The following is a 14,219-nucleotide window of genomic DNA, read 5'->3' as shown; positions in this document are numbered from 1 at the left end:
ATCTCTATCAGGGAGCCGGGGTTGATGTCCCCGGCTCCCTGCGTTTTTTATCGTGAGGAAGTGCCCGTGATCACCCTGATTAAAGAGTCTGACCACCAGAAGATGCCCTGGAAAAACCAGCAGGGCACAACCAGCCAGATCCTCATCTCCCCCAAGGGGAGCAGCCTTGCCAAACTCGACTTTGACTATCGACTGAGCTCGGCACCCATCAAGAGCGCGGGCCCCTTCTCCCCCTTTCCCGGCTATCAGCGCATTTTGCTGCCGGTAAGCGGGGCTGGCTTTGTGCTCAACGGCCACCCCTACGCCACCTTCGAGGCGGCGCATTTTAGCGGCGACGAGGAGATCCACTGCGAGTTGCTGAAAAAAGAGGTGACCGATCTGGGGCTTATCTACCATCCGGCTCGCATCAGCGCCAACGTGCGGGTGCTGAACCTCCCCTTCCCGCTGACCCTGACCCTCGAGCCAGGGAAGACCTACCTCTGTCACCTGCTGAGCGGCCAGCTGACCGTGCAGGGCAAAGAGGTGGCCATCAACGAGACGCTGGTGGTGACCGGTGAAGAGAGCATTCACTTCGAATGCCAGAAGAAGACCACCATCGCCTTCTTTACCCTGCAGGCCAAATAACGCGAAAGTCGGCTGTGCGCAGTCATGCCACGCCACAACAAGCGACAGATATGAAAAAGCCGGGAAATCCCGGCTTTTTCTATTGAGGCAACCGGCTCGATGCCGCTCAGCACCTTAGTTGACCTTGAAGGAGCCCTTCATCATGGCGAAGTGGCCGGGGAAGGAGCAGAAGAAGGTGAGATCCTTGCCCGCCAGACCGTCGGTCTTGAAGGTGACGCTGCTGCTCTCGCCACCGCCGATCAGCTTGGTATGCGCCAGCACGCGGGGATCATCCTTGGGCAGATAGCCGTTCTCGGCCCCGGCGCTCATCCCCGCCGTCGCCACAGTCTGATAGTCTGCGGTGCTGGACAGCACCCAGTTATGGCCCATGGCGGTCACAGGCAGCTTGCCGGTATGGTTCAGAGTGACCGTCACCTCTTTGCAGGTGGCCGGAACGCTCATCTCTTTGAGGTTGTACTGCATGGCATCATTGCCTTCGATGACCAGTGCACACTCATCCGCCAGAACCGGGGCAGCCAGAGTACTCAGAAACAGCAGGGTAATCGCCTTTTTCATCATCTTCTCCTTTGATTGGCAATGGATGGCAACGACTTGGCGGATGCGGTGAACGCTTCGCAAAGATGCCGTCTAAATCGACCTTCATTTTACTCAATTGTTTTCAATCGGCGATGGTTTTTGGCCAAAGCTGCGGGCTAGGTCACCAGACGGTGCTCTACTCGCCACTCTCTCCCTCACGGATGGACGATACGACCCGCTCCCGCCACAGGTTCAAAACTGTTTAATTTTTTCTGCCCTTTCCCCTCCGATTACCCCCATCAGGGCTCGCCCGAAGGGCGCCCCTTGGCTAAGCTAGCGCCCCGATATGAACCTTCTCCAGATGAGAGCGCCGGATGATTGCGATAACCCCCGTGGCGGCCCTGCGCGGCCTGCTGCTAACCCTGCTGCTGGCGCTGGCCGGCTGCCAGCCCACCCCGCCTGCCCAGACCCGAATTCAGGGCAAGACCATGGGCACCTACTATGTGGTGACCCTGAGCGATAGCTACCCCGGTGGGGAGCCCGCCCTCAAAAGCGATGTAGAGAGCCTGCTGGCCCGGATGAACAAGGAGATCTCCACCTACGATCCGGGCTCGCTCATCTCCCGTTTCAATCAGGGGCCCGCCAACACCCCGTTTGCCATCCCGCCCGCCATGGCCATCATAGTCCAGCAGGGGATGGATGCCGGTAAGCTGACCGACGGCAAGCTGGATGTGACCGTGGGGCCTCTGGTCAATCTGTGGGGCTTTGGCCCGGACAAACGGCCGGTCAAGCGGCCCGATGAGGCGGCCATCGCCGCCGCCCGCCACAAGGTGGGGATCGACAAGCTGACCCTGACCTCGCAGGGTGATCACTTCCTGCTCGAAAAAACGATCCCGGATCTCTATCTCGACCTCTCTACTCTCGGCGAAGGGGCGGCATCGGATGAAATCGCCGCCCTGCTCGAGGGCAAGGGGGTACACAACTACCTGATCGAAGTGGCCGGTGCGGTGCGCAGCAAGGGCAACAACAGCAAGGGCTCGCCATGGAAAGTGGCCATCGTCGAACCCTCCGATCAGCCGGGAGCGTTTTCCGATATCGTCATCCCCAACGGCATGGCGCTCAGCACTGCAGGCAGCTATCGCAACTACTACGAGCTGGATGGCCAGCGTTACTCCCATATCATCGACCCCGCCACCGGCCAGCCGGTCACCCACAAGCTGGTCTCCGCCAGCGTCATCACCCCGACCGCACTGAAGGCCGATGCCCTCGATACCGCGCTGCTGGTGATGGGGCCTGAAGCGGGGATGGCATTTGCCAAACAGCACCAGCTGGCGGTCTATCTCATCATCAAGACAGAACAGGGGTTCAAGGCCGAGTACACGCCGCAATTTGCTCCCTATCTGGCAGAGAAAAAACGGTGAGTTCAAGGCCCTGGCAACAGGGCCTTTTTCTTTCACTGAGCGCGGACAAAAGGCGGACAAACGGAGATGGTTCGCAATCGACAACTTGGCCAATTGCCTCTTCGGGCGCTTTGGTGGCACACTTTCTCCCATCAGCCCGTAGCGCCTCGACCCAGAACAATGCAGACACCGGAAAACGCGTCAGAAAAGAAGAGCCCTGCCAAGCCCCAACGCATTCTGATGGTCAATGAGCAGCGCTCGTTTCAGGTGATGATGAAGGCGATGCTGATCAATCTGGGTATCAGCAACATCACCTACTCCAATACCGCCGAGGATGCACGGCGTCGCTGCCAGAAGGGCAGCTTCGACATCTATCTCATCGATTACGATCTGGGGGTCGGCGAAAATGGCCGCCAGTTGCTGGAGAGTCTGCGTGACCAGAGCCTGATCCCGCCCCAGAGCGTGGTGATAATGGTGAGCAGCGACAGCTCCCGCGCCATGGTGCTGAGTGCGCTGGAGGCCGAGCCCGACGAGTACCTGATGAAGCCCTTCTCCCAGGAGCAGTTCTCGTTTCGCCTCAGACGCGCCCTCGCCCGGCGTCATGCCCTGGCACCGGTATTCACCGCCCTGGCCGACAACAACTTCCAGGCTCTCATTACCGCCTGTGCCGAGCGGGCCGATGCGGTGCCCCGTTTTGCCAACTACTGCCGCTGCCTGCAGGCCGATACCCACCTCAAGCTGGGTCAGGCGCAGGAGGCGCGCTCCCTGATGCGCCAGCTGCTGGCAGGGCAGGAGAACAGCTGGGCCCGCCTGACGCTGGGCAAGGCCTGCAACACCCTGGGGCTCCACGAAGAGGCGGTCAGCCATCTGCAGGCGACCCTCAAAAATACCCCGTTGATGGTGGAGGCTCACCTCTGGCTGGCGGAATCCCTGCTGGCCCTTGGCAATGACGAGCAGGCGCAGCAGGAGCTCAGACGGGCGGTGGATATCTCCCCCCAGTCGGTGCAACTCTCCCGTCGGCTGGCGGAGGTGTGCCTGCAGCGCCACGACTACGCCCAGGCCAAGGATGTGCTGATGTCGCTGATCGACCTGTCGCGCAACTCCATCCACCGCACGCCCCATTATCTGGGGGCCTATATCCAGACCCTGACCCTCTACGCCCTCAACAGCAACGACAGCTACCACATCGCCAACCTGCAAAAGCAGGTCAATTCTGCCCTGTCGCGCATCCGCGATTCGTTGATGATGTCGGAGTTCAACTACCCGGTGTTCGAGCAGATCTGTCAGGCTCGGGTACAGATCGCGCTGGGCGAGCTGCTCAAGGGCAAGAAGATGCTCTATCGCGCCAACCAGAACTGGCTCGACGAACCGGCCACCATGCCCCCCGCCCTGCTTGGCGAAACCATCCTCGCTCTCTATCAGCTCGGCGAGTTTGAGTACGCCGAGAGCCTGCAGAGCCTGCTGGCGGAGGACGAAGACCGGCTGCTCACCACCTGTATTCAGGCAACCCGGGATGACAAGACGGTACTGGAGCGGCGTCAGCGCTACCAGCAGCTCAACGATCTGGGGATCAAGGCCTATCAGGCCGGGGAGCTTGAACAGGCACTCGGTCACTTCCGCGAGGCCCTGCGCCGCGCGCCCGCCAATACCGGTGCCGCCCTCAACAAGATCCAGGTGTTGCTGCAACTGATGCAGAAAAACCGCAAGAGCCCGGAGTTTGGTGCCGAATGCAAGGAGACCCTGGAGGTGCTCGACGGCATCCCCCTCAACCCGGCCCAGCAGGAGCGTTTTCGCAAGCTGCGCCAGGAGTTCAACCAGTTCAGCTAAGACGCCGCCGTGCCCCCTTTTCCCCGCCTATGCTGAAACCAGTTCGGCAATGCGAGGGAAACGAAGATGGCGATGTGTCGTTATCTGGTGGCCGATGGCCGCCACTGCAGTGAAGAGGCTGGCGAGCACGATCTCTGCCACTGGCATGATCCCCACCATACCCATCAGGAAGCCCACACCGCCGAGGCGCTTGAACAGTACGTTCGCGCTGGCGGACTCTGCCACGGCCTGCAGCTGTCACGGGCCAATCTGGCGGGCCTCAATCTGGTCAACAAGGAGTCCGATCAGGGATTTTTGCTGGAGCAGTGCAACCTCTATCGCGCCAACCTGCGCGGTGGTCACCTCTACGGCCTGCGCATGAAGGGCGGCAGCCTGATGAAGGCCGATCTCAGTGATGCCAACCTCCAGTGCGCCACCCTCGATGACGTCAACCTGCTCGGCATCCGCTGGCACAACACCCGGCTCGACAACATGCAGACCGGCAAACGGGTGATGCAGGATCGCAAGGGGCGCCGCGAACGGGATCCCAAACAGGCGCGCATCTGGTTCAAGGAGGCAGAAGAGACCTACCGGGATCTGCGCAAAGCCTCCGAGGCACAGGGGATCTTCACCATGTCCGGCAACTATATCCAGCAGGAGCTCACCATGCGCCGCCTGCAACTGCCGTTCTGGTCGACCCAGCGTTTTACCTCCTGGGTGGTCGATCTCTTCTGCGGCTATGGCGAGGCCCCGATGCGGGTGGTGCTCTTCTCGTTGCTGCTCATCTTTATCTGCAGCATTTTTTACTTCTTCTGCGGACTGCATTTTCAGGGCGAGCACCTCATCTACCAACCCGGTGCCCCGCTCGAGCAAAATGCCATCTTCCTGCTCGAATGCCTCTACTACAGCGTGGTCACCTTCACCACATTGGGGTACGGCGACTTCACTCCGGTCGGTCTCTCCAGGATCTTCGCCGCCTTTGAAGCCTTTACCGGCAGCTTCACGCTGGCGCTGTTTGTGGTGGTATTCGTCAAAAAGATGACCCGCTGACGCCTCTCCCTGCCAAGCGGGTCGGCCACTGGTGCTGACCCGCGCCCCGAACTTGCATCCACCGCCGATTCCTAGTCCAATAGCCACTTATAAAAATGACATGAGCATCCCGGACATGAAGATCATCTCTTTCAATATCAACGGCCTGCGCGCCCGCCTGCACCAGCTGCAAGCCATCATCGACAAGCACCAGCCCGATGTGATCGGCCTGCAGGAGATCAAGGTGCACGATGAAGCCTTCCCGCTGGCCGATGTGGAGGCCATGGGCTATCACGTAGAGTTTCACGGCCAGAAGGCCCACTACGGGGTCGCCATCATGAGCAAGCAGAAGCCGGTCAAGGTGGAGAAAGGCTTCCCCACCGACGACGAAGAGGCCCAGCGCCGGATGATCATGGCCACCTTCGAGCGCGAAGATGGCTCCCTCATCAAGGTGATGAACGGCTACTTCCCGCAGGGTGAAAGTCAGGATCACGAGACCAAGTTCCCGGCCAAGCAGAAGTTCTACGAGGATCTGCAGCACTATCTGGAGACCAACCACACCCCGGATGACCAACTGGTGCTGATCGGGGATATGAATATCTCCCCCACCGATCTCGACATCGGCATCGGCGAGGCGAACCGCAAACGCTGGCTGCGGGATGGCAAGTGCTCCTTCCTGCCCATCGAGCGCGAATGGATGGAGCGCCTGAAAGGGTTTGGCCTGACCGACACCTTCCGCGCCGCCAACCCCACCGAGTGCGAGCGTTTCTCCTGGTTTGACTACCGCTCCAAGGGCTTTGACGAGAACCGCGGCCTGCGCATCGACCTCATCATGGCCTCCGACGCCCTCAAGGACAGCGTGACCGAGACAGGTATCGACTATGAGCTGCGCGGCATCGAGAAACCCTCCGACCACGCTCCCATCTGGGCCTGCTTCGCCTGATTGATTGAGTGCGGGCGAGGGCTCCTCTCGCCCGCCACAATACTCCCCCCCTTTTTTTCCTCCTGGCTATTGTCATCGTAAGCACTATCCTGTCGGCAATCTCGTTCTCATATGATACTCTTTACTCCATTTTTCAGCAGCAGAACGGCTTCTGTTGTGAAGAACAGAGAGAACTTTTTCGATCAAGCAGCTTGGGTTCAATGTTCATGCTCTATGATTGAAAAACTTCAATAATCCAATGAGTTAATTTGTAATCATGAAGTTAATCACGTCAGCCGAAAAAAAAGGTGTGCATGATGGCCGCAATCGGGCCAACAGGAGTGAAATGATGATGGAGCCAAACACCAGAGCAGGATTATTCAAACAGGGGATGCTCGCTCTGACGCTGGCCGGTGCACTGGCCGGCTGTGGCGGGGAAACAAACCAGACGGCGCAAACCATGCCGGCCGTGCCCGTGGTAGTCAACGAGGCGACCCTGACCGATGTGCCGCTCACCACCGAGATGGTGGGCGAAACTGCCGGCTTTCGCGAGATCGATGTGCGCTCCCGGGTCAGTGGCATCCTGCTCAAGCGCACTTATGTGGAAGGCCAACCGGTTACCGCCGGCCAGCAACTGTTCCTGATCGACCCCGAGCCCTACAAGGTGGCGCTGGAGCAGGCCAAAGGCACCCTGGCCCAGGAGCAGGCCAGACTCAACAAGGCACGCGCCGATCGGGATCGCATCATTCCCCTCTTCAAGCGCCAGGTGGTAAGCCGCAAGGACTATGACGACACCATCGCCAACTATGAAGCGGCCATCGCCAGCCATCAGGCCGCTCAGGCCAAGGTGAAGGAGGCCGAGCTCAACCTCAGCTATACCAAGGTCACTGCCCCCATCAACGGCATGGCGAGCAAGAGCTCCCAGTCCGAGGGGAGCCTTATCTCCACCAGTGGCGACAACGGCCTGCTCACTACCATCACCCAGTTTGATCCGCTCTACGTCAACTTCTCCTACTCGGAGCAGGATCGCCTCGATTTCGAGAACTCGGTCAAGAGAGGGACCATTGAAGCCAAGGACGCCACCAACTGGCGCACCCATATCCGCCTGGCCGATGGTTCTGTCTACCCACAAGCGGGCAAGCTCAACTTCTCCGACAACCGGGTCGATCCCCAGACCGGCACCATCCGTGCCCGCGCCATCTTCGATAACAAGGACGGCGTGCTGCTGCCCGGCCAGTTTGTCCGTATGACCATCGATCTGGGCACCCGCAAGAATGCCATAGTGGTGCCGCCCCGCGCTATCGTCCAGTCCCAGGCTGACCGCATGGTGATGGTGGTCGATGCCGAGAACAAGGTGATCCCCCGTCCGGTCAAACTGGGCCCGGTGGTCTCCGAGGGGGTGCTGATCGACAGCGGCCTCAATGCCGGTGACCGTTACATCGTCGAAGGCTTGATGAAGGCTCGCCCCGGCAGCGTGGTGAAACCTGTCTCTGCCGACGAGATGAAAGCCATCACCGCCAAGATGGTCAGCCACTCAGCGGCCAAGTAAGGAGCTCGTATGTTTTCCAGGTTTTTTATCGAGCGTCCCATCTTCGCCAGCGTGATTTCCATCATTATCGTGCTGGGCGGATTGGCGGCAATGCGCTCGCTTCCCATCGAGCAATATCCCCAGATCACCCCGCCGGTGGTCTCGGTGACCGCTTTCTATCCGGGGGCCACTCCGGAGGTGATCTCCCAGACTGTCGCCGCACCGCTGGAACAGCAGATCAACGGCGTCGAGCGGATGATCTATATGCAATCGGGTTCGGCCTCCAACGGCCAGATGAACCTCAACGTCTACTTCGAGATCGGCACAGATCCGGATCAGGCCACCATCAACGTCAACAACCGGGTATCGGCCGCCATGGCCCAGCTGCCGGAAGAGGTGAAAAAGCAGGGGGTAACGGTCAAGAAGAAATCGACCTCCATCCTGCAGGTGGTCACCCTCCAGTCGCCGAACGGCTCGTTTGATACCACCTATCTGTCAAACTATGCCCTGCTCAACATCATCGACGAGCTCAAGCGGATTCCCGGCATCGGTGATACCACTCTGTTTGGCGGTACCGACTATGCGATGCGCATCTGGTTGCGGCCGGATCGACTGGCCCAGCTCGAACTCACCCCGAGTGATGTGATTAGCGCCATCCGCGAGCAGAACACCCAGTTTGCGGCAGGCAAGATCGGCGCTCAGCCCACCTCGACCCCCATCGACTTCACCTACACGGTGCAGACCAAGGGTCGCCTTGAAGATGTGAAAGAGTTCCAGAACATCATAGTTCGCTCCATGCCCGATGGCTCCAAGATCCGGGTCCGCGATGTCGCCCGGGTCGAGCTGGGGGGCAAGGATTATGATCTGGTGGCCCGCGCCAACGGCAAACCGGCCATCGGTATCGCTACCTATCTGCAGCCCGGTGCCAACGCCGTAGCAGTCGCCGATGCGGTGCACACCACCATGGAGCGGCTCAAGGAGCGCTTTCCGCAGGATATCGAGTACCAGATCCCCTACGACACCACAGAGTTTGTGAAGATCTCCATCGAAGAGGTGGTACACACCCTGTTCGAGGCGATCGTGCTGGTGTTCGTGGTAGTCTACCTGTTCCTGCAGAACTTCCGCGCCACCCTGATCCCCTGTATCGCGGTGCCAGTGTCGCTCATCGGGACCTTCGCCGGCATGCTGGTGCTCGGTTTCTCCATCAACCTGCTGACCCTGTTCGGTATGGTGCTCGCCATCGGTATCGTGGTGGATGACGCCATCGTGGTGCTCGAGAACGTCGAGCGGATCATGAGCGAGAAGAAATGTTCGCCCAAAGAGGCTGCCATCCTCGCCATGCAGGAGGTCTCAGGTCCGGTGGTCGCCATCGTGCTGGTGCTTTGCGCCGTGTTCCTGCCGGTCGCCTTTATGGGGGGCATGACAGGGGTGATGTACAAGCAGTTCGCCATCACGGTCGCGGTCTCGGTGGCCATCTCCGGTCTGGTGGCTCTGACTCTCTCTCCGGCCTTGTGCGCCGTGTTGCTCAAAGAGGGACATCACAAACCGGCCCGTTTCTTCGTCTGGTTCAACGATAAATTTGACCAGCTGACCCGCGGCTATGTACGGGGTGTGGCCTTCCTGAACCGTCGGGTGGGGGTCGCTTTTGCCATCATCGCCGTACTGCTGCTCTCCATCTACGGTCTCTTCCTGAAAGTGCCGGGCGAGCTGGTACCGAACGAAGATCAGGGCTACCTTATCTCCGCCGTCATGCTGCCGGATGCCGCCGCCATGAGCCGGACACAGGCAGTGGCGGATCAGTTCGACAAGCTCGCCATGGCCAATCCCAATGTGAAGGATGTGATCACCTTCTCGGGCTTCGACATCCTCTCCAACGCCATCATCAGCAACAGCGGTCTCACCTTCATTACCCTGAAGGACTGGAGCGAGCGCAAGGGGACAGGCCAGGACTCCTTCGAGCTGGCCAAAACCCTGCAGGGGATGAGCCTGATGGGGCTGGCTGACGGCTTTGTTGCCTCCTTCAACCCGCCCCCCATCCAGGGGATGTCCACCACCGGCGGACTGGAAGGCTACCTGCAAAACCGGGGTTCCGGCAGTGCCCAGGAGTTTTCGGGCGAAGTACAGCGCTTCCTCGCCGCCGCCAAGGAGCGCCCCGAGTTTGCCAGTGTCACATCCACATTCCGTGCCAATGTGCCGCAGGTCTATCTCGACCTGGATCGCGAGAAAGCCAAGGCGCTGGGGCTACCGATCAATGCGGTGTTCGACACCATGCAGGCCACCTTCGGTCAGGTCTATGTCAACGACTTCAACCAGTTTGGCCGAACCTACCGGGTACAGTTGCAGTCCGAAGCGGACTACCGCGCCAAGAAGAGCGATATCCGCAACGTCTACGTGCGCTCCAACACCGGCGAGATGATCCCGCTCAGCAGCCTGGTGACGGTCCGTGATGCCACTGGCCCCGAGCTGGTAGAGCGTTTCAACATCTTCCAGGCAGCCAAGATCATGGCACAGCCGGCACCCGGCTACAGTTCGGGTCAGGCGATCGCCGCACTGGAAGAGGTGGCCAACAGCACCCTTGGCAACGATGCCAAGCTGGAGTGGACCGGTTCCGCCTATCAGGAGAAGGCCTCTGCCGGTAGCGCAGGCATGGCGTTCGGCTTCGGTATTGTGATGATCTTCCTCATCCTGGCAGCCCAGTACGAACGCTGGAGCCTGCCGTTTGCGGTGATCACAGCCGTACCGTTCGCCCTGTTCGGCGCCCTGCTGGCCACCTGGCTGGTAGGACTCACCAACAACGTCTACTTCCAGATCGGGCTGGTGACCCTGGTGGGCCTTGCCGCCAAGAACGCCATACTGATTGTGGAATTCGCGGTGATGAAGCACGAGGAGGGGATGAGCCTCATCGAGTCGGCACTGGAGGCGGCGCGCCTGCGTTTTCGCCCCATCGTGATGACCTCGCTGGCCTTCATCCTCGGCTGTGTGCCGCTGGTCACCTCCAGCGGCGCCGGTGCCGCAAGCCGTCACGCTCTCGGCTGGCCGGTCATCGGCGGCATGCTGGCCGCCACTTTTATCGCCATCTTCTTTATCCCGCTCTTCTTCCGCCTCATCATGAAAGGGTCGGAAAAACGCGCCAAGCCGTAACGCTCTCCACGGGCGTGCCACCGATAACAAACTACCCCCGCCCGTGCGGGGGTATTTTTTTGTCTGCGGTGTGCTTCAATGACACACATCGAGACTTTTTTGCACAGGATCCGGATATGCTGGCTCAGCTCTGGCTCGCGACGACCTTGACGACCACTACCCTCTCCGCCTGTGGTCATCACGATTATCCCCCCTGGAACTGGCTGAGCGATGGCAAGATCATCGGCGTTTGTGCCGAAGTAGTCAGTACCCTCTATCAACGGTTGGGTTTCAATGTGGATCTCTCCTATGTGGGCCCCTGGGCCCGCTGTCAGCAGAAAGTGGCGAAAGGAGAGGTCGACATCAATATCTGTGCGCTGCGCAACGAAGAGAGAGCACACTACTCCCGCTTTACCCGAACGCCCATGGCCATCAATGACATGGCGGTGTTCGTGCGCCAACCCGGCAGCCGCTTGCTGCAGCAACGGGAGGATCTGACCGGACTGCGGGGAGCCATGATGATAGGCGTCAGCCTTGGCAGCGAAATGGATGATTTTTTGCAAGCAAATACCCGCATCTACAGGGTCAACTCCCTCAAGCAGGTATTTGGCCTGCTGGCCAGTGACCGGGTCGACTTCGTTCCCTATGGCCGCTCTTCCGGCCGCCTGTTTTTGAGCGAAAGTTACCCGAGCAGCGGAATGACTGATCTGCAGTGGCCACTGCAGCGCGGTGAGCTCTATATTTCTGTTTCACTACAATCTCCCCATCTTGGCACCCTCGAACAGCTGGAACCCATGCTGCAAGCGCCGGGCATGAGGCAGTGGATAGATCAGCTGCTGGAGAAATACAGCTACATCTATCTGCAACAACAGCGCCAGCCCTCGCCTTGACCTTCTCCCAGAAGCAAGGTTTAGAGTCTGGATACCAGATCCTAAAGGATGACCGGATTGTCACTCACCCAGCTTGCGACAAGATTGCCCTCTGCCCTGCTAGCCCGGCTATTGCTGGCTCTGCTGCTCGTGTGCAATCTGACCCTCTGCATCAGCTGGCATGGTTCTCCCCTCTCCTCCGAGACGACCCAAAGCAGCCCCCTGCCAATGGTGATGTTGGATTCATCCATGGCGATGGCGGATGGCGAGAGCTCTCATGCGATGCCCGCAATGTCTCACCCGAGCGATACCATGGCCCTCTCCTGCCATCAGGGAGACGAGGGGTCGGCCATGGGCGATGAGTGCCAGATGCAGACCGGCGTCAATGCCCTCTCCTTCGGCGCGATGGCTCTGCTGGGTGTCTTGGTCGCCCTGCTGATCTTCCCCCTGCTACTTGGCAGTAACTTCGCAACTGCACTGCTTGATAACTGGTTGCGGGATCCCTTCCTGCGATCACGCGGTACCCATCCCCCCTCCTGGCCGCGCCGACATCTGATGCTGTCGGTGCTGCGCCACTAGAAAGCGCTTCTCTTGCGGCAGCGGCAAGCCTCGGCTTGCCCGTCTCCTGCCGCCTTGCCTGACCCTGTGCCCCGGCCAAACCGGCCCGCTCACAGGGAGCCGTGCGCGCTGATACAGCTGCGCCCCGTTTGCCGCCAATCCCTTAGGTGATGCCTTGTCCATCTCTTATCCGGCGGCCTGCACAAGAGAAGAGATATGATGTCACTTGTCCCTGTTACCGGCCTTATCGCCGCCAAGAACTTTGCCACCCTGCCACTAAGTGGGGGTGTGCGATGAGCCAGAAACTGCTGGTATCAGCCCTGCTGCTGGCCCTCGGCGCCGGTGGCGGCTACTGGGCTGCCAAACAGACCACTGCTAGCACAGTGGCCAAGGAGAAGACGCCGCTCTACTGGGTCAACCCCATGGATCCGCGCGACAAGCGCAATGCCCCGGCCAAGGACAACATGGGGATGGACTTTATCCCCGTCTATGAGGAAAAACAGGGCGGCTCACCGGGCACTGTCACCATCAGCCCCGAGATCCAGCAGAACCTGGGGGTGCGGCTTGCCAAGGTGGAGAAGCTCCCTATCCACCAGCAGATCGAGACGGTGGGCTACGTCGGCTATGACGAGGACAAGCTGGAGGCGGTCAACGCCCGCATGGCGGGCTGGATCCGCACCCTCGCCATCAAGAGCGAAGGGCAGCAGGTGAGCAAGGGGAGCCTTATTTACGAGCTCTACGCCCCGGATCTGGTCAACGCCCAGCACGAATACCTGCTGGCCCTCAACACTGCCAACCCGCTGCTGCTGCGCGCCGCCGAAGGCAAGCTCAAGTCCCTGCAGGTACCGGCAGATCAGATAGCGGCCCTCAAGCGCACCCGTCAGGTGCAGGAGACGGTGCGTATCTATGCCCCCAGCAGCGGTTATGTCTCCGAGCTGAAGGTGCGCGAAGGCCAGTATGTGGAGCCCGCCGCGGCGCTCTTTAACATCAGCACCCTCAAGCAGGTGTGGGTGAGTGCAGAGGTGTTCGAGCGCCAGGCCGCCCAGCTGAAGGTGGGGGATCCGGTCACCATGACCCTCGACTACGCCCCCAGCCGCCACTGGCAGGGCCGGGTCGATTACCTCTACCCGACTCTGGATGCCACCACCCGTACCCTCAAGGTGCGGCTGCGCTTCGCCAACCCGGACGAGTTTTTGAAACCCAATATGTTCGCCAAGGTGACGATTCAGGCGGGCAAGGGAGAGCCGCAACCGGTGGTGCCGAGCGAAGCGGTGATCCGTACCGGCAGCCAGGACCGGCTGGTGCTGGCGCTGGGGGATGGCAGCTTCAAGTCGGTGGCCGTCACTCTGGGTCCCCAGTTTGGCGACAAGGTGGCCATCAAGGAAGGGGTAGAGGCGGGGGATAACATCGTCAGCTCGGCCCAGTTCCTGCTCGACTCCGAGTCGGCCATCGATTCAGACTTCCAGCGTATGACGGCAGTGCGCCCTGCCCAGGTATGGACCCAGGGCGAGGTTGAAAGCATCGATCTGGCCAACCGTACCCTGATGGTCTCCCACCAACCCATCCCCGAGTGGCAGTGGCCCGCCATGGAGATGGAATTCACCGTCGCCGACGGGGTCGATATCAGCAAGCTGGCCGAGGGACAGACCTTCCATCTGCAGGTGATGCAGGAGGGGGATGAGTACCGCATCACCACCATCCATCAAGAGCAAGAGCAAGCACCAGCAACTGGCGACACCGCCAAGCCTGCGGCAGATGAGATGGAGAAGATGGAAGGCATGGACCATAGCCAGCATCAGATGGCGATGCCCGAGGTGGAGAAGAAATCATGATCCCTGCCATCATTC

11 protein-coding genes are annotated in these 14,219 nt (G+C 60.1%); 10 read left to right on the top strand and 1 reads right to left on the bottom strand.

All coding sequences use genetic code 11. The features are described from left to right. Positions 1-66 precede the first annotated feature (66 nt). A complete protein-coding gene (locus ACTG2G_RS18300) occupies positions 67-624 on the top strand; it encodes a HutD family protein (protein WP_421386097.1) in 558 nt (185 codons plus the stop codon). 114 nt (positions 625-738) lie between these two features. Here ACTG2G_RS18300 and azu read toward each other — a convergent pair whose 3' ends face one another. After that, positions 739-1,179, bottom strand: a complete 441-nt coding sequence (gene azu, locus ACTG2G_RS18295; protein ID WP_227343020.1) for an azurin — start codon at positions 1,177-1,179, stop codon at positions 739-741. 335 nt (positions 1,180-1,514) lie between these two features. On the opposite strand from azu, the gene ACTG2G_RS18290 reads away from it, so the two are divergent. The 9 genes from ACTG2G_RS18290 to ACTG2G_RS18250 all read left to right on the top strand — a co-directional run bounded on the left by ACTG2G_RS18290 (position 1,515) and on the right by ACTG2G_RS18250 (position 14,204). Further along, a complete protein-coding gene (locus ACTG2G_RS18290; RefSeq protein WP_421386096.1) occupies positions 1,515-2,561 on the top strand; it encodes an FAD:protein FMN transferase in 1,047 nt (348 codons plus the stop codon). Positions 2,562-2,720: 159 nt separating this feature from the next. Then, entirely contained in the window at positions 2,721-4,367 is a 1,647-nt protein-coding gene (locus ACTG2G_RS18285) for a tetratricopeptide repeat protein (RefSeq protein WP_421386095.1), read from the top strand. Between the two features lie 66 nt (positions 4,368-4,433). Continuing rightward, on the top strand, positions 4,434-5,396 hold the full coding sequence (locus tag ACTG2G_RS18280) for an ion channel (RefSeq protein WP_005353221.1): 963 nt from the start codon (positions 4,434-4,436) through the stop codon (positions 5,394-5,396). Between the two features lie 115 nt (positions 5,397-5,511). Continuing rightward, positions 5,512-6,318, top strand: coding sequence for an exodeoxyribonuclease III (gene xthA / locus ACTG2G_RS18275; RefSeq protein WP_005353222.1), 807 nt, complete (start codon positions 5,512-5,514; stop codon positions 6,316-6,318). 370 nt (positions 6,319-6,688) lie between these two features. Beyond that, positions 6,689-7,846 (top strand): efflux RND transporter periplasmic adaptor subunit, encoded by a 1,158-nt coding sequence (locus tag ACTG2G_RS18270; RefSeq protein ID WP_421205504.1) that lies wholly within the window; start codon positions 6,689-6,691, stop codon positions 7,844-7,846. Between the two features lie 9 nt (positions 7,847-7,855). After that, complete coding sequence (locus ACTG2G_RS18265) at positions 7,856-10,966, top strand: efflux RND transporter permease subunit (RefSeq protein ID WP_421309561.1); 3,111 nt, start codon at positions 7,856-7,858, stop codon at positions 10,964-10,966. Positions 10,967-11,082: 116 nt separating this feature from the next. Continuing rightward, positions 11,083-11,835, top strand: coding sequence for a substrate-binding periplasmic protein (locus ACTG2G_RS18260; RefSeq protein ID WP_439985718.1), 753 nt, complete (start codon positions 11,083-11,085; stop codon positions 11,833-11,835). A gap of 57 nt (positions 11,836-11,892) precedes the next feature. Next, on the top strand, positions 11,893-12,393 hold the full coding sequence (locus ACTG2G_RS18255) for a hypothetical protein (RefSeq protein ID WP_421386093.1): 501 nt from the start codon (positions 11,893-11,895) through the stop codon (positions 12,391-12,393). A gap of 272 nt (positions 12,394-12,665) precedes the next feature. Further along, positions 12,666-14,204 (top strand): efflux RND transporter periplasmic adaptor subunit, encoded by a 1,539-nt coding sequence (locus ACTG2G_RS18250; RefSeq protein WP_439985717.1) that lies wholly within the window; start codon positions 12,666-12,668, stop codon positions 14,202-14,204. Positions 14,205-14,219 lie beyond the last annotated feature (15 nt).

Source organism: Aeromonas sp. 55A, from assembly GCF_051919665.1.
GTDB classification, from domain to species: Bacteria; Pseudomonadota; Gammaproteobacteria; order Enterobacterales; family Aeromonadaceae; genus Aeromonas; species Aeromonas veronii.
Note: the sequence above shows the minus strand (reverse complement) of the source record. Positions and strands in the feature narration are given on the sequence as shown.